Annotated in this window: 18 protein-coding genes; 2 read left to right on the plus strand and 16 right to left on the minus strand. The window is 43.4% G+C overall.

Annotated features, from left to right (window positions below; all coding sequences use genetic code 11):
- Positions 1–3: 3 nt before the first annotated feature.
- The 16 genes from hisH to ABD031_RS19920 all read right to left on the minus strand — a co-directional run bounded on the left by hisH (position 4) and on the right by ABD031_RS19920 (position 18,538).
- Complete coding sequence (gene hisH / locus ABD031_RS19845; RefSeq protein WP_343854505.1) at positions 4–615, minus strand: imidazole glycerol phosphate synthase subunit HisH; 612 nt, start codon at positions 613–615, stop codon at positions 4–6.
- The gene (locus ABD031_RS19850) at positions 599–1,750 is read right to left on the minus strand and encodes an N-acetyl sugar amidotransferase (protein WP_343854507.1); all 1,152 of its coding nucleotides are present in this window, start codon (positions 1,748–1,750) and stop codon (positions 599–601) included. The genes hisH and ABD031_RS19850 overlap by 17 nt, the downstream gene beginning before the upstream one ends.
- Before the next feature lie 3 nt (positions 1,751–1,753).
- Positions 1,754–2,335: an acyltransferase gene (locus ABD031_RS19855; RefSeq protein WP_343854509.1), complete on the minus strand. Its 582-nt coding sequence runs from the start codon at positions 2,333–2,335 to the stop codon at positions 1,754–1,756.
- Entirely contained in the window at positions 2,332–3,294 is a 963-nt protein-coding gene (locus ABD031_RS19860) for an NAD-dependent epimerase/dehydratase family protein (protein ID WP_343854511.1), read from the minus strand. The genes ABD031_RS19855 and ABD031_RS19860 overlap by 4 nt, the downstream gene beginning before the upstream one ends.
- Entirely contained in the window at positions 3,281–4,414 is a 1,134-nt protein-coding gene (locus ABD031_RS19865; protein WP_343854512.1) for a DegT/DnrJ/EryC1/StrS family aminotransferase, read from the minus strand. Before ABD031_RS19865 ends, ABD031_RS19860 begins: the two co-directional genes overlap by 14 nt.
- Positions 4,411–5,379, minus strand: coding sequence for a Gfo/Idh/MocA family protein (locus ABD031_RS19870; protein ID WP_343854514.1), 969 nt, complete (start codon positions 5,377–5,379; stop codon positions 4,411–4,413). Before ABD031_RS19870 ends, ABD031_RS19865 begins: the two co-directional genes overlap by 4 nt.
- A 239-nt stretch (positions 5,380–5,618) precedes the next feature.
- Positions 5,619–6,746: a GumC domain-containing protein gene (locus tag ABD031_RS19875; protein ID WP_343854516.1), complete on the minus strand. Its 1,128-nt coding sequence runs from the start codon at positions 6,744–6,746 to the stop codon at positions 5,619–5,621.
- Positions 6,747–6,987: 241 nt separating this feature from the next.
- Positions 6,988–7,953 carry a Gfo/Idh/MocA family oxidoreductase gene (locus tag ABD031_RS19880; protein ID WP_343854517.1) on the minus strand — a complete coding sequence of 322 codons (966 nt, stop codon included), beginning with the start codon at positions 7,951–7,953 and terminating at the stop codon, positions 6,988–6,990.
- A gap of 39 nt (positions 7,954–7,992) precedes the next feature.
- Positions 7,993–8,571, minus strand: coding sequence for an acyltransferase (locus ABD031_RS19885; RefSeq protein ID WP_343854519.1), 579 nt, complete (start codon positions 8,569–8,571; stop codon positions 7,993–7,995).
- The gene (locus ABD031_RS19890) at positions 8,568–9,698 is read right to left on the minus strand and encodes a DegT/DnrJ/EryC1/StrS family aminotransferase (RefSeq protein ID WP_343854521.1); all 1,131 of its coding nucleotides are present in this window, start codon (positions 9,696–9,698) and stop codon (positions 8,568–8,570) included. The genes ABD031_RS19885 and ABD031_RS19890 overlap by 4 nt, the downstream gene beginning before the upstream one ends.
- A 607-nt stretch (positions 9,699–10,305) precedes the next feature.
- Positions 10,306–11,625, minus strand: coding sequence for a UDP-glucose dehydrogenase family protein (locus ABD031_RS19895; protein ID WP_343854523.1), 1,320 nt, complete (start codon positions 11,623–11,625; stop codon positions 10,306–10,308).
- Positions 11,626–11,631: 6 nt separating this feature from the next.
- Positions 11,632–14,214, minus strand: coding sequence for an SLBB domain-containing protein (locus ABD031_RS19900; protein WP_425542806.1), 2,583 nt, complete (start codon positions 14,212–14,214; stop codon positions 11,632–11,634).
- A gap of 198 nt (positions 14,215–14,412) precedes the next feature.
- A complete protein-coding gene (locus ABD031_RS19905) occupies positions 14,413–14,931 on the minus strand; it encodes a DeoR family transcriptional regulator (RefSeq protein WP_343854526.1) in 519 nt (172 codons plus the stop codon).
- A 106-nt stretch (positions 14,932–15,037) separates the two neighbouring features.
- Positions 15,038–15,409 (minus strand): hypothetical protein, encoded by a 372-nt coding sequence (locus ABD031_RS19910; RefSeq protein ID WP_343854528.1) that lies wholly within the window; start codon positions 15,407–15,409, stop codon positions 15,038–15,040.
- 7 nt (positions 15,410–15,416) lie between these two features.
- Positions 15,417–17,831, minus strand: a complete 2,415-nt coding sequence (locus ABD031_RS19915) for a penicillin acylase family protein (RefSeq protein ID WP_343854530.1) — start codon at positions 17,829–17,831, stop codon at positions 15,417–15,419.
- A gap of 131 nt (positions 17,832–17,962) precedes the next feature.
- Positions 17,963–18,538: a DUF2911 domain-containing protein gene (locus tag ABD031_RS19920; protein ID WP_343854532.1), complete on the minus strand. Its 576-nt coding sequence runs from the start codon at positions 18,536–18,538 to the stop codon at positions 17,963–17,965.
- 242 nt (positions 18,539–18,780) lie between these two features.
- Between ABD031_RS19920 and ABD031_RS19925 the strand changes: the two genes are divergently transcribed.
- Together ABD031_RS19925 and ABD031_RS19930 are read left to right on the plus strand one after the other, a co-directional pair.
- Positions 18,781–19,824 (plus strand): endonuclease/exonuclease/phosphatase family protein, encoded by a 1,044-nt coding sequence (locus tag ABD031_RS19925; protein ID WP_343854534.1) that lies wholly within the window; start codon positions 18,781–18,783, stop codon positions 19,822–19,824.
- A gap of 102 nt (positions 19,825–19,926) precedes the next feature.
- Positions 19,927–20,721, plus strand: a complete 795-nt coding sequence (locus ABD031_RS19930) for a thymidylate synthase (RefSeq protein WP_343854536.1) — start codon at positions 19,927–19,929, stop codon at positions 20,719–20,721.
- Positions 20,722–20,762 lie beyond the last annotated feature (41 nt).

The following is a 20,762-nucleotide window of genomic DNA, read 5'->3' on the forward strand; positions in this document are numbered from 1 at the left end:
TAATTAAATTTTAGAAAAGTTAGCAAACAATTTCATACCAAAACGATGACTTTTCTCAGGGTGAAACTGGGCTCCATAAATATTTTCGTTTTGGATCATACTGCTGAACTCAAGGCCGTGGATAGTCTCCGCGATGCTATTTTTAGGACTCTCACATTTCACATAATAGGAGTGCACGAAATAAAAACGCTGCTCCTCCTGGTCCATGTCAAAAGTAAGCTGACTAGGAGTTTTCAACTTGGTAACATTCCAACCCATGTGGGGTATTTTCAATTTTTTATCTGGAAACCTAAATTTAAGGGTCTTTGCATCTACATATCCAAGCCCAGAGAGATTTCCCTCCTCACTGGATTTAGTCAATAATTGCATACCTAAACAAATCCCCAGAAAAGGCACTTTGTCAATCAAAGCTTTTTGATTTAAAACCTCTGCCAATCCTCTTTGATTTATTTCATTTATGGCATGATCAAATGAACCTACCCCTGGCAAGAGGATTTTATCCGCACCAGAAATTTCTGAGATCGAATTGCTGATTTGAGATTTCACACCAATTCTCTTAAACATATTGCCAATAGATCCAAGATTTCCCAGTCCGTAATCAACTATTGTTATCATCAGATTTGATCGGAAAACAATATTTCAAATAAAAACTCATTGGAACCAAATTTGCCTTTGCTAAGGCAAAAAACATCGGCCTTAACTTCTCAAACCGTTTTTTGTAGGTTTCAAAATCCCTGAATGATCGTTTCGGACCATTCATAACCTCTTCGTAATCTTTGTCGCTTAGCTCCAATCTTTTTTTCACATATTCAATTAGTTCAGGATCTTGCGCTATTGGTGTATTATAGATTTTCAAAGCTTCGTCCCGAGAAATCACACCTGTTCGAGCCTCAGCGGATAAACTCCAATTTCTATTATCAATTCCAAATTTGACAGGATTATATATTGTATGAAGGAAGCTCGTAGATCGGTTTTCCAGATGATGACCTCCATAATAAGTCCATCCCGTAGTATCCTCTAAGATTTTTCTTGCCAAAGGTTTTGAATAATCAATATACCAAAGGGGTCTGATGAATTTTTGCCTGTAAACCACCGCCCATTTCATAAATTGATAAAAAGTCATATTTGGGTAAGTTTTTAACTTTCTCTTACCATATTTCTTATGGATATCTGCAATATACTTTCCATCGAAGTAGTTTTTGCCCTGTGGAGAAACCCCCTCTGCAATAAAAGAATGGCCTTCTAGTATATATTTGATCCCATATTTAGCCGCAGCTGCCCTAAGTACTTGGACAAATCCAATATCAGTAGATGCATCAAACTCCGGTACGCCAGCCAACAAAAAAGACTTGAAGATATCATCTGCCTCCTTATTGTCAACTACATAGGTATATAAGTCAATATTTAACTTACCGGTGACCTTCCTAATATTTTCTGAAGCTATGGAAGAGTTCCACGTATTATCGTAATGAACGGCTAGGGGTTTGAGGCCCCACTCCAGCGCTTTAATTAATAAGTAAGAGGAATCAGTTCCACCACTTACACCTATTACACAATCGTATTTATTCCCCTTTCCTTCTGCCTTCACCTCGGATAAAATATCGAGAAGCATCTTTTCTCCTTCCGGTAATCCTGTTTTATAGGTTTCTGTGAGTTTTTCTACTTGTCGGCAGTAATTACAGACACCTTCGCTATCAAAAGAAATGGACGGTGTTCGATCGTCATATATGCATCGAGAACAAATTTTCATAGATTAGAAATACTTAAAATCAATGGAAGAATCGGTAACAATTACCTCACCAATACATTTAGCAGGCTGACCTACCAATATTTTGTTTGAATCAAAACTCTTGTTAACAAACGATCCTACTCCAACTACACAGCAATCACCAATATTCACTCCCTTTGCGATGACAACATTGGGTGCTATGTAAACATTTCGGCCTATGGTAGTTGGATTTCTATCAATAGGAAATCTACCTGAACTCAAGGTCTGTATTACATTATCATGCGAGTATATATGAACACCCGCTGAAATAGTACAATGATCACCTATTGAAAGACCTCCACTTCCATCCAAGACGGTAAATGGGCCAATCCAGCAGCTTTTCCCTACTTGAACATTACCCAGAACCAGAGATGAGTCATAGATGGAAGTTTGATCACCAAAACCTAAGCGACTAGCTCTTTCCCACCTATCGATGAGCACTTCATTGAGCGGAAGCGATCGCTGGAATTGATTCAAGAATTCTTGATCAAGAGATAGATGGAGTTTTTGTATGCGATCAAAAAACTCTAAATCATCGGGATCTTTTAGAGACTCTCGGCGGTTCACGCTGGATTTCGTTCAGTTTTCATCCATTCTGCCGTTCGAAGAATACCTTCTTCCAAATCGACTTTTGCTTTGAATCCCAAGATTTTGAAGGATTTTTCCACACTAGGAATCCGAATTGCAATGTCAGCAGACAAGGGCGGCTCAAAAATGATTTTTGAATCAGACTTCAGTACTCGGCAAACCGTCTGTGCTAATCCTAGGATAGTAATTACTGCACGTGCATTACCAAGATTAAAGCTTTTACCAATTGCTTTTGGATCTTCGATACATCTTATCAGGCAATCCACAAAATCATCTACAAAACACCAAGCACGGATTTGGTTGCCGTCCCCGTCGATTTTGATATCTTGATTCTCTAAAGCCCGCTTGATAAATATTTGAATTGCACCTTCACCTGTTTGGCCGGGACCGTACACGTTGAATGGTCTCACTGTGACCACTGGTAATTGAAACTGATTGTAATAGGCATGCGCCAAATGCTCTCCAGCCAGTTTTGATACAGCATAAGTCCATCTGGCTTCTCCGGCCGAACCAGATACAGTGGAATCTTCTTCAGTCGATCGAAAAGCCATCGAACCAAAAACCTCGGACGTTGAAAAGTCGATAAATCTATCCTTCACCCCATTAATTTGGGCTGCTTCCAGGGCATTTGAAGTACCAATCATATTCACTCGCATGGTTTTCACAGGGTTCTTGATCACAGTATCAATTCCCGCAATGCCTGCTGCATGCACCACTATATCTGCTCCCGCCATGCTGGATGTCAATAACTCCAAATCCAGCACATCTCCTTTGATAATAGTGATGTTTGGGTGATTGGCATATCGGCTATTAGATAGTGTATCTCTGTGAAAGTTATCGTATACAGTAATCATATTATGGTCGACATAGTGTCCGATTAAAGTATTGGCGATGAAACCGGCTCCACCGGTAATAAAAATTCTCTTATTTTTGATCATTTGTAAATTGATTGATTCTATTTATAACTGCTTGGACTTCTTCCTTTGTTAGTCTTTCACTCATAGGTAAAGCCAAACCACAAGTGTATGCTTTGAAAGAATTTGGAAATAACTTGGCAACATCATATTTATATTTCTCTTTATAATAAGTCATTGCCGGAATACATTGTGCGCCGTAGTTGGTAAATATTTGATGACTTTTCAAATGATCTATCAGGCTGTTACGGAAATATTCGTCTTTACACAAAATATGAAAGGTTTGCCAAGAGTGAACATTTCCATCTGGGACAGATGGAAGTACAATTCCATTTTGCTTAAGACCTTGGTTGTAAAGCTCAACTAGCTCGTTTTTGTGCTGAAAAATTTGCTGCAATCTTCTCATTTGACTTGAAACTAGGGCCGCTTGAAAATCTGTTAATCTGTAATTAAACCCAGCTGCGACAAATTCCATCGGAATGCGATCAGGCGCAATCCCATGATTTCGAAGTGTTTTTATTTTCCTGTCAAGAGCTGGATTTTGAGTAGTCAATATCCCTCCTTCACCAGAAGTTACAGACTTGCGAGGATGAAGAGAAAAAGATCCAAAGTCACCGAATGTACCTGCAAATTTACCATAATGTGATGCTCCAATTGCACAAGCCGCATCCTCGACCACAAACAATTTATGCTTGGCTGCAATTGCCATTATGACTTCCATATTCGCGCACAATCCAAATTCATGCACAGGCATAATACACTTGGTGTGTGAGGTTATTGCTGCTTCAAGTTTAGATTCATCAATATTGAATGTTTCTAAATGGACATCGACAAAGACTGGTTTGGCACCTGTCAACTCCACTGCGTTACCAGTAGCGATGTAAGAAAATGCTGGAACTATTACCTCATCGCCTTGCCCAATTCCAAGTGCCAATAGCGCTAAATGCAGGCTTGCAGTACCATTACTAACAGCAGAAGAAAATTTGGACCCTGTTAAATCGTTTATGTTCTGTTCCAGCTTTAGTACTTTGTCCCCTTGAACCAGATTCCCTGATCTTAATACGTCAACGACAGCTTGGATATCTTCCTCATCAAGGTAGGGTCTAGACAGAAATATTGGGGTATTCGCCATAGCTTCCATCATACTGCTGTAAATGGATGCTTGGCCAATTCATTTGCTGCCAACGGGTGATAATCCCCTTGCAGTCCGATTGGTATCATATGACGGATATCATGTACCAACTGAATGCTTGGCATCGCCTCTGCAAGCCCGAAACCATAGCCATCCAAAATGTGCTGGTAGCTATGCGTATGGAGTTCGGTGAATCCATCACTAAATTCAATTTCCTCTCCTTCCATTGTCAATGAGCGAAATGTCTTTCTGCCTTTGGCTTTGACATGATCAGGTAGCGTGTCAGCATTGATACTCAGAAACCATCGAACTCGAGCATTTTCCAACTCAAAATAGCCTGCTGCGCGATCATGGGTATGAACATGAACCACATTCTTCTTCACCGATCCAAATACCCAAGTCAACATATCATAAAAATGAACTCCAATATTGGTGGCGATTCCGCCTGATTTACTTACCTGGCCTTTCCATGAAGAATAGTACCAATGCCCTCTCGAAGTAATGTAAGCCAAGTCGACATCATAAACTTTATCCTTCGGTCCTTCTTCAATTCTCTTTTTTAAAGCAACTATCGATGGATGAAGCCTTAGTTGAAGAATATTAAATACTCTTGTTCCATGTTCATTTTCTACCTCCTTTAATGCCTCTATATTCCAAGGGTTTAAGACCAGTGGCTTCTCACAGATCACATTTGCTCCGACTCTCAATCCAAAACGAATATGTGAATCATGCAGGTAATTAGGTGAACAGATACTTACATAGTCAATTTTCTTCTCAGTCCGCTTCAGTTTCTCCACATGCCGATCAAACCGCTCAAACTCAGTGAAAAAATCAGCATCTGGAAAATAGCTATCCATAACCCCAACACTGTCAAATTTATCATAGGCAGCTAGTAAAATGTTTCCCGTATCATTTACTGCTTTCATATGTCTAGGTGCTATGTATCCAGCAGCACCTATTAGCGCAAAATTCTTCATTTATTAACTTTTCTAACTTGGTTATTTTCCTATTTATATTAACTCCTGTTGCTTCACCGGTAGGTTTCCCATTTGAGCTAAAAACCAATTTTTCACCAAAACGGCACCGGCACCTATTAATGCATAAGCTCCTAGTTAAAGATCCAACATCTCAGGTTTTTGATGTGAAAAAATACGAAGTGTCAAAATTGCTTATTGCGCTTAATATACAATTTACAGGAGGATTGGCTATTTTCATGCTAAGCTATAATCTGAGAAATAACTCTTCTAGCGATTAAGGATACTACCGCAAAAATTCCAAATAATACACCTCCTAGTACGATTCCTTTGGCTATACCAAACCTCTCCTTTTTTAAAGGAAATACAGGAACATCTATCACTTGAATCAGAGGTTTGGCATTCCGAAAAGAAATCTTTGCCATCTCAAGGTTCTTTACTATTTCCTGGTAGATGGCGCTATTTGCCTGCACATCAATTTGCTTCTTTTGAGAAGCTACTCTTAAGGTTTGATAAGCAGGATTTAAATTAAAACTGGCATCAAGCGCTTGTGCAACTTCTCCCAAACTGGCATTTAGGACTTCACGCACACTATCAGCTTGGTTCTGCAAAATCGAGAGATTTTCCATCGATTTTTTAGTCTTGGTTTTGACATAGAAGTTATTGACTTTGTCAACAATATTATCCGCAAATGATTTCGCGAAGAATTCATCCTCCGATTTCACTTTGACTGAGATGATAGACAGGTTAGCATCTGGTTTAGTCACCTTCAACGTTCCTTGATTGATCCGATCTACAAACTCCCCAACAATGGAGTCTTGGGTTCGTGTAAATTTTTCTGAATTGTCAAACCGAATATCCTTAAGGCTCGGGATTTTGTCCCAATCTTCTCTTAAATTGTTAAAATCGATATACCGATCAATTAGTAATTGTTCTTTACCTTGGAAAGTATCTTTAGCTAACAAAGTTTCTTGGATCATTCTGCGCGATTTGTATAGTTCAAGAATATTATCACCTTGAAAAATACCGCCGCCTCCGCCTCCCAGATCTACTCCTGCCATAGAGGCTATTCCCGCATATTGCGAAAGTCCGCCAACACCGACACCGTCGCCTTCTTCTAATACAAAAGTAATCTCTGCTGTAAAGATTTGCCGATTACTTAAAGAATACACCAACCCCAAAGATGCACCTACTATCCCCGACAATAAAATAATCCACCAATAGTTAAATAGGTAGTCCCACCATTCTCTTATTTTTAGAAAAAGGTCCTTAACTAAAATCTCATCTTCCTGCAAGCTAGCTCGTCGGTCGGATTTGGTCTCTGTAACTGCCACTTTTTGTTGGGGATTATCATCCTGAGGTTGGGCCATTTGCTTAATTAAGTTTTAATTCAAAGAATAACAAGCCAAGTGAATACTCTTATTGAAGCGACTACCGTTAAATTCAAGAATCTCATTGCGAGACAATGGACCAAAATCGGCACAAATAATTTACTTCCGAATTCTAAAACGTGGGAGGATTTTACAAAAAGAAGTCCTATGGTGATTTCTATTTGATTTTGCAAAACTATTATTCATTAGAAATTGTCACACCTTGTTCCTAATACTGCTATTAGTTTTCAAATGGATGCTTTGCCAATTCTCCAGCTGCCATAGGATGGTAATCACCTACCAAGCCGCTCGCTTTCATATGCCTAATATCGTTAACGATTTGAATACTGGGCATTGCTTCATCTAATCCAAACCCCTGTCCATTTAGAATATGTTGGTAGCTATGAGTATGGAGTTCTGTAAACCCATCGCTAAACTCAATCTCAGTCCCTTCCATTGTCAGTGAGCGATAAGTTCTACCCCCTCTTGCCTTCACTGATTCTGGCAAAGTATCAACATTGATACTCAAGAACCATCGCACTCGGGCTTGCTCCAATTCGAAATATCCAGCAGCACGATCATGCGTATGTATATGCACCACATTCTTCTTTACTGCTCCAAAAACCCAAGTAAGCATATCGAAAAAATGGACCCCAATATTTGTGGCAATTCCTCCCGACTTACTCTCGTCCCCTTTCCATGAGGCATAATACCAATGCCCCCGGGAGGTAATGTAAGCTAAATCAATGTCGTATATTTTATCCTTTGAACCTTCTTCAATCCGCTTCTTCAATGCAACTATCGAGGGATGAAGTCTAAGCTGAAGAATATTAAAGACTTTTTTTCCATGTTCGCATTCGACTTCTTTTAACGCTTCAATATTCCATGGATTGAGCACCAGTGGTTTTTCACAGATCACATCTGCCCCAACACGCAATCCAAATCGAATGTGAGAATCGTGCAGATAATTTGGCGAGCAAATGCTTACAAAATCTATCGTCTTATCCGTTCGCTTTAACTTCTCTACATGCCTATCAAATCGCTCAAATTCGGTGAAAAAATCAGCTTCTGGATAATAACTATCCATCACTCCCACGCTGTCAAACTTGTCGTAGGCTGCCAATAGTACATTTCCTGTATCCTTAAGGGCTTTCATGTGTCGTGGAGCGATATATCCAGCGGCACCGATTAATGCAAAATTCTTCATTTCAACAGTTTGAGTTTTTTAAATAGGCGTTACAACCATTCATTCGACCACTCTTGAAACGATGCCGTGCTTCAATTGGTATTTTTGGCCCGATTCGGCACATTCTGCTAACCCGCTGGAATCAAACACAAGCTTATGCCCATACTCGCTCATCCATCCGATCTGTCTCGCAGGATTGCCTACCACCAGCGCATAAGCTGGGATGGACTTAGTCACGACCGCACCCGCCCCAATGAAGGCAAACTCACCGATGTCATGACCACAGACGATTGTCGCATTTGCGCCGATGGAAACGCCCTTTCCGACGTGGGTTTTAGAGTATTGGCCTCTGCGATTGACAGCGCTTCTGGGATTGGTGACATTAGTAAATACCATTGACGGTCCCAAAAAGACATCGTCCGCGCAGGTTACTCCGGTGTAGATCGACACATTATTTTGGACTTTGACATTGTTACCCAACACCACCTCGGGAGACACCACGACGTTCTGACCGATATTGCATTCTTTTCCAAGCCTGCAATTAGACATGATATGGGAAAAATGCCAAATCTTTGTCCCCTTTCCGATCTCACAACCTTCGTCTATGAATGCGGTTTCGTGTGCGTAGTATTCTTTCATTTTGCAAAAAATTGTTTCACTTTCTCAATAATAAATGCCTGCACTGCTGGATCCATTTCAGTATGAATAGGCAGCGACAAGACTGTTTCGCATAGCATTTCAGCCACTGGGAAATCCCCTTTCTTATAGCCATATTGAACGTAAGCGGGCTGCAAATGCAGGGGAATCGGATAGTATACCATGCTTGGAATTCCATGATCTTGAAGAAAAGTCTTCAGACTGTCTCTCTTTCCGCCATCGACCTGGATGGTATATTGGTGAAAAACGTGGGTCGAATTCGGTATTCTTGATGGAATTTTAATTTGGCTAACTGCTGCTAGTGCTTGATCATAGCGATCAGCTACCTCATTTCTGGAAGCAGAGTATCTTGTCAAATGTCCAAGTTTCACGCCCAAGATCGCAGCCTGAAGCGTATCCAGTCGGGAGTTGACCCCAATCGTTTCGTGATAATATTTCTTTTTTTGGCCATGACTCGCGATCATCTTAAGCTTCTCTGCCAAGATAGGATTATTGGTGAACATCGCTCCTCCGTCGCCATAACACCCCAGATTTTTTGAGGGGAAAAATGAAGTTGTTCCTACATCACCCATAGTTCCCGCTTGTGCTTTTCTTCCATCGGAGAAAGTATATTCCGCTCCAATCGCCTGGGCACCATCTTCAATGACTTTAACTCCGTGCTTATTCGCTAAATCGAGAATAAACTCCATGTTGGTACATTGCCCATACAAATGCACAGGCACTATTCCTACTACATTCTGCCCTAATGCATTTTCCAACTCGGCAGGATCCATGTCATAGGTATCGGGCAGCACATCGACGAACTTTGGCTTCAATCCCAAAAGTGCAATCACCTCTACGGTCGCTGCATAAGTAAAGGTGGGAACGATGACTTCCTGACCCGGCTCAAAACCCAAACCCATCATTGCTATCTGCAATGCATCGGTGCCATTACCACATGTTATTACAAATTTCGCCCCTGTATAGTCTGCCAGAGCTTCTGAAAATTCTTTTACCTGAGGACCATTAATAAACGCCCCTTTATCGATTACATTCTGAATCGCCTGATCTACGTCAGTTTTTATTAAATCATATTGGGACTTCAAGTCCACCATTTGTATTGAACTCATACGTTGATTTATTATAAATTTTTGCAAGTGCTACACGACGAATTTTATACAAACCTCTATCAAAAAATTGAGCAAAATTTATCTTTAGCCTAGGATAACTTAGATTATTACTGTGAAAATTGAGGTGTTATCCAATATTTACGACGTGCAACAACTCTTGCTGTATAGAGTAGTCAATGTTAAAAGTAATATAAACTAAATTCGAAATCACTCCATTTTAACCACGATTATTCACAGCTTGAAATACCCCAACGAAAATGAGGTGTGTTTTATAGGATTGGTAAACAAACGAAATTCAGTTGTTAGGTTCAAGAAAATGGAAAATTCATATCTAACTATGTGGAATATATCTATAGGGTCAATTGAAGACGACTACTTCCCACACTTAGATCATCTAACTTGCTTTATATTTTATCTTCTATTGAAAATTTCACCAGTTGGATATAAGTCATGACATTTCACAAATTCTCCCTTTGACACCCTTCCGTATGCTAACTTATTGGATTAACGCAGGACGAACCTTGAATCCCTGACCCTATGTACTTTAAACATTATTGACATCTCTCTATCAGTGAAGCTCACCAATAGATGAGGCTTTCGCGAAAAATCACTTAACCCCCACTCCATAGTGGACAAAGCCCATTGACTCGAGGTATTTTCGTTCGTAAATATTCCGTCCATCAAATACCACTTTGTTTTTGAGCAGCTTCCCGACAACATCCCAACTTGGAATTCTAAACTCAGACCATTCGGTCACCAAAAGCAACGCGTCGGCATCCAAACAAGCATCATAAGCATCTTTACAGTAGGTCACTTTGTCAAAGAGATAGTGCGCCTCCGCTTCTTTCATAGCTACAGGATCATAGGCCCTCACATTTGCACCGGCAGCTCTTAGCTCGTCGATGATGACCGCCGCAGGAGCTTCGCGCATATCGTCGGTATTCGGTTTAAAACTCAAACCCCACATCGCAAACGTCATTCCGCTGAGATCTTCCCCGAAATGCGCTTTTACCTTATTTGCCAACACATGCTTTTGGTCATCGTTCACCTCTTCCACAGACTTGAGCACTCTCAGGTCATAGCCATATTGCTTGGCTGTTTTGATGATTGCTTTGACATCCTTCGGAAAGCAAGAACCTCCGTATCCCACACCGGGATAAATGAATTTCTTGCCGATACGAGGATCTGATCCAATCCCTTTTCTCACCATATTGGCGTCAGCACCAACCAGCTCACACAGGTTGGCGATGTCATTCATAAAAGAAATTTTGGTGGCCAACATCGCATTAGCGGCGTATTTGGTCATCTCTGCAGATGGAATGTCCATGTAAATAATCCGCTCACCGCTTAGTTGAAATGGCTTATACAAGCGCTGCATAATCTTCTCCGCGCGCTCGTCGTCGATACCAATCACGATTCTATCTGGCTTCAAAAAGTCCTCCACCGCTGCTCCCTCTTTTAAGAATTCAGGGTTGGATGCAACGGAAAAAGTCAAGTCTGACTTTCTTTTTGTCAAGGCATTTTGGATCGCTAATTTAACCTTTTCGCCGGTAGTGACCGGGACGGTACTTTTGGTAGCTACGACTATGTGATCAGTCATTTTTCGTCCAATCTCGTCCGCCACAGCCAATACATATTTCAAGTCAGCGGACCCATCTTCTCCCGGAGGTGTGCCTACCGCAATAAATGCCACCGATGCACCTTGGATCGCTTCTCCCAAATCCGTGCTGAAACGAAGTCGACCACTTTTAAAGTTCCTTAGTACGATCTCTGCCAATCCCGGCTCATAGATTGGCATAACGCCGTTCATAAGACTATCGATCTTTTTCTGATCGATATCCACGCAGGTCACTTCAATTCCTACATCGGAAAAACAAGCACCCGACACCAACCCTACATAGCCTGTTCCTACTACTGCAATTTTCATAAGTTACTAGTTACCGTTATTGGAGTTATTCACCATGGTTTGTACTAATATAGCAATGGTCGCCAAGCTTGACGCAATGCCAAGCCAAGCGGCTGGCGTTATTCTCTGGCGGTCTGGTTTCGCAGGGACGACAATCTCTGCACCTGGCTCCAGTTTGGGGAAAAATTTTACGCCTAAAAAGGAATGGGTTCTTCGTGCATCCCCGTTGGCATAGATCACGTAAGTTTTGGTCTTTCTTGCTTTCTCACTAAATCCCCCCGCTCTGGATATATAAGATCGTAGACCCTGATTTTTGACATAGCGGGACGTTGTCGGTAACAAGACTTCACCAACCATCCGAACCGTTTGGAGCTGCTTGGGAATCTGAATGACATCTCCCTCCTGAAGGAGCAAATCCTCCGGCCCGCCTGGATTCGCCAGGATAGCCTCAAGATCTATCCCAACCAGATCCTCCTCTTTGTATCTGGCTGCATTCACAGCCGAGTCCAAAAAGAGCGAATCCCTGGCAAAGAAATCCATCCTGCTTTTTTCCGAAGTCTTTCTCTCCTCCATCAATCTCAAGTCTTCTATCTCTGTAATCTTTTCGTCCAATCGTTCAAAAAGCAAAGTTTCGGCCTCATTTCCCTTTCGATTCTTTTCTGGGTTCAGTTTCGACCGGACGTCTTTCATAATCATTTCCTTGAGCTCTTCGTCAGAAAGATTTTTATGATAGACCGTTCGACGTACAAGATTTGCTCCTTTGGGATAGGCAAAGCGATTGACCCCTCCAGCACGCTTAATCAGATCAGATATCCGCTCATCAGCACTAGAAATGGCAAAATCACCCGGATAGATCACCTCTCCTACTACACTTACCAATTGCTCTCTCTCAAAGCCAGGACTTCGGCGAATAAAGACATGGTCAAAAGGCATCAAGGGAAGGTTCTTTTCCTTTTCTGAAAGCTCTAGATCTGGCAAGATGTCAAAGGTGATGATCTCAGCTACTTTGCCGGAGCTAGCATCTCTTACTCTCCTGGCGATTTCGACGGAAGAATTAGTCGCAGACTGCAATAGTCCTCCAGACCTTAGGATCAGATCGCCGACGGTCATTTGCGAGGCAAAAGGGTAGTTTCCCGGAAAATTGATCTCTCCGGAAATCTTCACGTAAAACTCCTCCTGGATATCATACCGACTTGGCACGAACAAAAGGTCCTCGTTTTTCAACGCAACATCTTGTTGAGTTCCATTCAAAATCGCCTCTAGATCCAGCGATTCGGCTGCCAAAGTCAAATCACCACTCGTCCGGTATAAGGTCACCCGTTGGGAAAAAGCATCCTGTTTTAGACCATCCGCTTTTTCCAAGAGTTCTTTGACTGTCAATCCACCTTCCTCGAGGGCGTACTCACCCGGTCGAAAAACAGCTCCGGAGATTTGCACCCGGTTAGTATAGCGATCCATTGCTTCACCGATAAGAATCTCGTCTCCATCTAGCGGATGAAACTCACCGTAATTGGCCTGAGGAACGTCAATCACCTTTTTGGCATTATTTTCTATTCTCCTTACGGTGAGTCTACCGGTGAATGCATTTGGTAAAAACCCACCTGTGTAGATGTATAAATCCTGAAGATTCTCTCCCGGCTTGACTTCAAAAAAGCCCTCCCTCCTAACCGGCCCAGAGATTTCGACTCGCGAAACTACCGGGGGCACGATCACTACATCATTATCTTGCAGCGTAATGTTTGAGCTTTGTTCTCCCTTGGCTAAAAACTCATAGATGTCTACCGTGGCAACTAGTCGGCTTCCACGATATACTTGGACATTTCTAAACGCACCATTTTCATTCGGTCCGCCCGCGGCGTACAATCCATTGAAAACGGTAGCAAAGGAAGGTAAAGTATACGTTCCGGGCTTTGAAAGTTCGCCCACCATCGACACTTTAATGGAGCGAATATTGCCCAATCTCAATTGCAGAAAGGTATTGGGGTTAGAGCCCATCAAGCCAGAATAAATTTTTCCAAATTGAGTTTTTAAGCGCGCAGTAGCCGCCTCAATCGTACTCCCTCCCAGCTGCACGGGGCCGACGCTCGGCAACAAAACTCTCCCTTCAGGTGACACAGTCAAATCAAACGATTGCTGAGAAGCTCCATAGATATCTATCAATAGCTGGTCTCCAGCACCGATTACATAGTTCGGTGGCGTTGGAATATTCAGACTTGGGTTAAAGTCAAGACCGCGGCTGTGAAACAATTTATAACCGAAAATCTTCTTTTGGAACGGGGTTAAATCATAGTAAGGATCAGCCGTTCTGAGTGAATCAAAAGGGTCAACTGCCTGTCCACCAGTCCAGCTCCGTCCGGTAGTAGCCGTAGAATTTGGTGCTCCGGAGAAGCCTGCGTCTCTTTCCAATCCCAGAATTCTTTCTCGGAGCTTATTGGCCTCTATCGGCGAAAGCCCCTGCTCTCTGGCCATCGCTTCAATCTGGGAGGACGTCAGTCCGTTCGACTCTGCACGCTTGATCAACTGCTCAATCTGTGCGTCAGAGAGGTTATCTACCTTCAGATTTTTGAGATCGCTGAGACTTTGTGCCCATACTGTGCTAATAAACAGCATGAAGAAAATAAGCAATGCTGTCCGCTTGGGTAAAATAAGGGTTAGGAAATAGTTCACTGGGTTTCCTTCGAATTTAAAGGTTCGGTTTTTCGGCCTGCTAAATTGGCATCTTTTCTTGAAATCGACTGCATTCTACACAGCTTCGCCCTTTCAGTCACAATTCTTGAGCCTAGCATGTCTTACTTTATTCTATTAAATCTATATTCCGGTCAGCCGGTCAAAAAGAATCAAGCCATCCGAGGAAAACCTTCCATCGGATAGATTAAAGATCACTTTCCTATCAATTAATTGCTCCAATCGTTTGGTGAGGTGATGAAAATAGTCCTCGTTGAGGCTGTCTCCGGTTACCAGAACGTCAATCGTTCCCGTATCGCTACCTCTTGCGATATCTCCGATCAAAATTACTTGCTCCACCTCGCCCATTCTTTCCAGTATTTGCTCCAAGAGCATGTCCAGTCCGAGGTACTTTCGGATAATGTCACGAATGTTTATGTAAAACGGATGATGGGTATTGGCTTGGTATTCGATCTTATTTTTGTCAGCGTGCTTAATCAGAATCCCGGCATCGGTGAGGTTGTTCAATTCTTTGCGTATCGCATTGGTCGATTCACCAAACTCCTCCGCCAGCCCCCGCAAATGACTGTGATTTTGGGAATTGACAAAAAACTTTATCAATAGCCGCAATCGGGTCTTTGAAGTGATAATTGATTCCAGCATAAAAAATCCGCGACTAATGAGTAACAAAGGTACTCATTCCGATTAACTGAAAAAATAAAAACACTTTTTTGACGAAAAAAAGCCTGCTCCCAAAAACAGGGTTAATTCACCCCCTGTACACATTCTGAGGTGTTTTTTGCAGCATATTCCGAAATAGAACACCGGTATAGGCGCTAAACCCACCGAGGAAGAACCCTATCGCTCCGGTCACCGCAACCAGTGTCACTCCCGAGCCGATCCCCATCAATTCTCCCATCATGTCTGGCAGATGGCTGTCGGTCATAATCCCCAAATAGATGCATTGCCCGAGCCAAGTCAGTCCCATGCCAAGTCCTCCTGCCATAAATCCCCCGATACCGTTAGGAAAGATCAAGGCACTAAGCGTCGCCACTCCGATCATGACGATCCAAAAGGGTGCGACAGCATTCAAAAACACCACAAGAATCGCAATAACAATAGTCAGAAAGATGAATCTCATCAGCAGCTTATTTTAAAGTTGTTTTAAAAAGCACATTTTCACTCGCTCCGACAGACCGCAGCCCAAAATCCAGGTATTCTCCCCTAGCCCAAATAGGAATGAAATTCCCATAGTATCTGCTGCCAGGATTGCCTGATTGCCCGCCCGGGTAAATCCCGAATGCCTCCACCTCTGAACCCAACTCCACTATCATCCTCCAACTCGCGCCATGCCGACTACCGGTCGCATTCAAAAGTCCTGATCCTCCACCTGTGTAAACATTTCCCACTGAAAAGGATTTGAAGTTCGGAACCAGATGCTGAATCGTAGTCTTTTTGTAGCTCGCCCAGTCATAGTCGCTCTCCTCGGCTTCCCGTCGTGCCATAGCTACCAGCATGGAGTCGAATCCTGCTTTGACATGGTATTCCGCAGACTGCATTCCCTGAAGCGACGGTGTATCAAAAATAGAATCATTGGCAGATTTGGCCATTAATTCTATGGTTCGATACGCAGATGGACGAACTACCGGTGCATCGCTTTTCAATAGCTCTCGCCATACGCTTTCGAAGGTTTCCTCAGCCCAAACAGTATACAACGTTTGTCCTTTTTGATCAGGATCTGCATAGAAATCCCAATCCTTAAGCTCCTGCAGGTATTTTTCCGCCTCTGGTGACTCAGCTCTGTAGGTTCCCAGAAGCCGAACCAATACAGGAAGTGCCTCTGCTGCCTGCAAGTTGTAATCGTCAAATTGGAGCCCCATCATATCTTCCACCGTGATCTGTTCCATTTCTCTCAGTCTGCCGTTGAGGCGGCGATTTCGATAGTGCTCGTAGCTATTGTCAAACACATAGTAAGGATAGGTCGAGTCGGTGGGATATTGGTTTGCCGAGGACACAAATCCCCGCTCCGGATTCAGCGTGTTGGCATTTTGCTCATTGGGAATATAGCCCTGCCATTCCGTTCGCGGATCGGCTCCGTCCATCAGAAATTTTCCCTGGCCGGGCCATTTCAAGGGAAATTTACCCTGAACCCTCATAGCGATGTCACCGGTATTCGATGCAAAAACGAAATTTTGGGCTGGAGCGGAATAATGATCTAAAGCCTCATTGTAGTCCGAGTAATTTCTTGCTTTATTCAAGAGCAAGAATGTCTTTTGCTCATTAGAACCTTGGTGAACAGTCCATTTTAACGCAAAATTCAAATCCTGCCGCTCACTACGGAAAGTGCGGTCATAGACCACTGGGCCATAATGCGTATACACCACTGTATCCAAAAAAGATTGCTGCCCTTTGACCTTAATCTCCTCGACTCGCGTACTTGCCTGCCTCCACTCATCCCCGTATTTGTAGGACGATCGACTATCATCCTGAAAAGTAATTCGGTACCAATCCCGCGTATCTCGGGTTGCATTGGTAACACCCCAAGCGATATCGGTATTGAACCCGGAAATAACTCCCAGGGCCCCCGGAAGCGTTGCGCCTTTCACCGAGTTTGTAGGCGTGCTCAGCTGCATGGCATACCACAGCGAAGGTAAATTTAGACTCAAATGCGGATCGTTGGCTAAAATCGGATTTCCTTTTTTCGTCTTTTCCCCAGCCACAGCCCAGTTGTTAGATCCAGTGCCCTCCACAGGCTGTGGAAGCGGGGAAACTTTAAACATATCCTCGGGATAGGGAATCGAGTCCGGCTTGATAACCGGTATCGGCTCAAAATCCCAAAACCGCTCCGCTTCGATCACAGGATCGCCATCCGATGAAAATTCCGGAAAAAGCTTATCTAACTTGGACTGTCCCAGGATCTTCCGAAGATTGGAAAACTCAAGATCTCTATCACCTACCAACATATCCGACATATATTTCAGCAGAAGTAGAGATTTGAAAGCAGACCAAGGCTCGGGACGATAGTTGAGGATTTTGTATTCCACAGGTAATCTCGCGTCAGTCAGCTGGGCGATGTATTGATTGACGCCGTCTGCATAGGCTTCCACCAGCGCAAGCGTCTCGGTATCATTTTCCTGTAGATATTTCATCCCCAACTCGGCGCCATACGCAAGACCTTTGCGACGGGTCATCCGATCGAGCTCAAGGGCGATTGGCCCAACGATCTCAGAGACTCGCCCAGCCGCAGCCATAGTCTGAAACTCCATCTGCCAGAGCCGATGCTGCGCAGTCACATAGCCCTGAGCGCGATAGAGATCGGCTTCAGTTTCTGCGAAGAGGTGAGGGATCAGGTTTTGGTCGTAGACCACCTCCACCGGAGCCGTGAGATTTTTGAGATCAATCTCCTCCGTCGCAAGTTGATCCTCACTGATGGTGTTTTGCCAAAATCCGTGATTTGGATCTATTAGGGAAGCAATCGGCGGAATCTGCTCAATCGGCACAGAAACCAATATCGCCAAACCAACAGTGATAGCGAGAACAAAAAAGAACGAAAAGTATTTCATTATACCAGGTCATTTTGTTAGATAACGTTTTGCTAAAGTTGGTCTTCAAAACCACAATCAAGAAAGTAAGTCCCCTCCAAAAACAAAAAAATCCCCAGCCGTTGGACCAGGGATAGCATTGAGCGCCTAGCTTATTGGATCGAAATCGGCAGCTTCAACTTGTCCCAGCGGATCACTAAGCCCGGAGACTCGATTTTCATGGTAAGCTGCTCTGTAGAGGTTTGTTCCCAAATCGGCATCGCCTCAACTCTGAGCACGTCTTTTTTATCATCGTATTGAAAATGACCGTGCTCCAGATTCCAATCTGAGTTGAAAATCACCGTCCAAGCCCCCGTCTCTTTGGGAATGGTAAAGAGAGAGTATTTGCCAGCCGCCAGAGCGTTGCCCTCTACGCTGATGTCCTGAGGGATTTCGACATAGCTGGCTTCGTTTGCGCCGGTTCGCCATACGATGTTATAGGGTACCAGATCGCCCCAGATCACCCTCCCTTTCACAGACGGGGAGCCATAGTGGACTTTGATTGCTTTGTCGCCAATTTGCCCCTCTTCCACTATTAATGGACTTGGTCTTTGTTCGCTTTCAGTCACTTCTGCAGCAGCGGATTCATCGGCAGAAGTTCCTTCGGCAGTCTCTGTGGCCTTAGGCTGGCACCCAAAAACGGTTGCAATAGCGAGGGCGGCCAACCAGCTTTTTGAAAACTTTTTCATGAGAGGTAGATGATTAATTTGTTGGGTAATTACGTAAAATTAACCTAAATCACTTGATTCCAAAGATGCGGCGAAAATAGATTCTCACATTTGAACGTGCCCCTAACCCAAGTTTCCGCAACCTTTTATCTGATCTTAGGGTAAGATGATTTATCCAAAAGGAATCAATTAATGAGAAAAATGACATTAAAATTGCCACTTTTGAACTCGGGTTTATTTCTTTTGCTCTCCACCCAGCCTAAATGAAATTCATTGCCATACCGGTCTTTATTGTATCTCTGATCCTTTATGCGACCGTTTTTATCTCTCCGGAAATATTCAGCTACATCGGATTATTGCCATTTTTTATTCCAATCACGCTGATTGTCAATGGATTTATTTTGGCAATTTTAATATTGTCTTGGAGGAGACTGGCATTTTTTCCATTGCTCGCTTTGATCATCGGGTATAAATTTATTCTCATTACTTTTCAGATTCATCCCAAAGACGAGGCGAACCCGGGCCTAAAGGTTTTGACATATAATGCCGCCAACTTCTTTTATAAAACAGAGACAACAGCGGACCTTGATCAAAACGTTTTCACCTGGCTCGCTGAACATCCGGCAGATATCAAGGTCTTTCAGGAATTTCGCCAAGATTTCACCTCCGCCACCAGAAATGCCCTCCAGCTGATCAGCAAGAATGGGGAATACGACTATGTCCATCATGTGATCGAAGGGAACCCCAAAAAGCGCTCCTACGGCATGGCGATATTTTCCCGATATCCAATTGTCAATCACGGGATCGTGTTTGACAACAAAGAGTCAAATGGAGCCATCTTCGCCGACATCCAAGTAGGAAATGACACGCTGCGTATCTACAACACGCATCTTCAATCAATGGCAATCACGCCAGGAGTACTCAATGACTACGAAAGGGCTCAGGAAGTTTACCGACAGACTTTGGGCAAACTTCATCGCGGGAGTTTGGCGCGGGCTCAGCAGCTTTCGATACTTTTTGAGCACTTGAGCAATAGTCCACATCGGGTGATTCTGATGGGAGACCTGAACGAAATCCCATATTCCTATGCCTATTTCAAGCTGAGCGAAAGTCTGGATAATGCCTTTGAAAAGGCCGGCCGCGGATTTGAATTCACGTACAACAAAATTCTTTTCTTCCTTCGAATCGATCACATCTTCGCTGATCCCACACTGACTCCGGTCTATTTCAATACCCACCGAGAGGTAGACTATTCGGATCATTACCCGGTGACGGCGACGTTTACCTGGGACGGAATGGAGCAGTAAATTCAGAAAAACCAACGCGGCAGCTAGCCCGCCGACGCTAAAATAGTTTATAAGTTTTACCTCAAAAGCTTAACTTGCCGACCAGAAATCCCCCAAAAAACTATGAAACAGTATCACGATTTGATGAGAAGAATCCTCAGCGAAGGAGCAACCAAAACCGATCGCACCGGAACCGGCACAAGGAGCGTATTCGGCCATCAGATGCGATTCAATTTGGCGGAAGGATTCCCTGTCGTGACTACCAAAAAACTACATCTCCGCTCCATCATCGTCGAGTTGCTGTGGTTTCTCAGAGGAGAAAGCAACATCTCGTGGCTCAAAGAAAACGGCGTATCCATTTGGAACGAATGGGCAGATGAAAATGGAGATCTCGGCCCAGTCTATGGCTACCAATGGAGACATTGGCCTGATGGCAAAGGTGGAGAAATCGACCAGATCAAAAATCTAATTCACCAGATCAAAACCAAGCCGGACAGCCGAAGGCATATTGTCAGCGCATGGAATGTGGCGGACGTAGACAACATGGCCTTGCCTCCTTGCCACACGATCTTTCAGTTCTATGTGGCCGATGGCAAACTCTCCTGTCAACTCTATCAGCGCAGTGCCGATGTCTTTTTGGGCGTACCATTCAACATCGCGTCCTATGCACTCTTTACGATGATGATTGCGCAGGTTTGCGACCTCGAGCCAGGCGACTTCGTCCATACTTTTGGCGACGCCCACTTGTATTCCAACCACCTAGAACAGGCTGAATTGCAACTCAGCAGAGAACCGAGACCATTGCCAATGATGAAGATCAACCCTGAGGTGAAGGATATTTTCGAGTTTAAGTTTGAGGATTTTGAACTCGTTGGATATGATCCACACCCGCATATCAAGGCTGCGGTGGCTGTTTGAAATTTGGAGTCAAAAAATAAAACTCTCGTCTACTTTTTGAA

The organism is Algoriphagus jejuensis (assembly GCF_039523455.1).
Classification (GTDB): Bacteria; Bacteroidota; Bacteroidia; order Cytophagales; family Cyclobacteriaceae; genus Algoriphagus; species Algoriphagus jejuensis.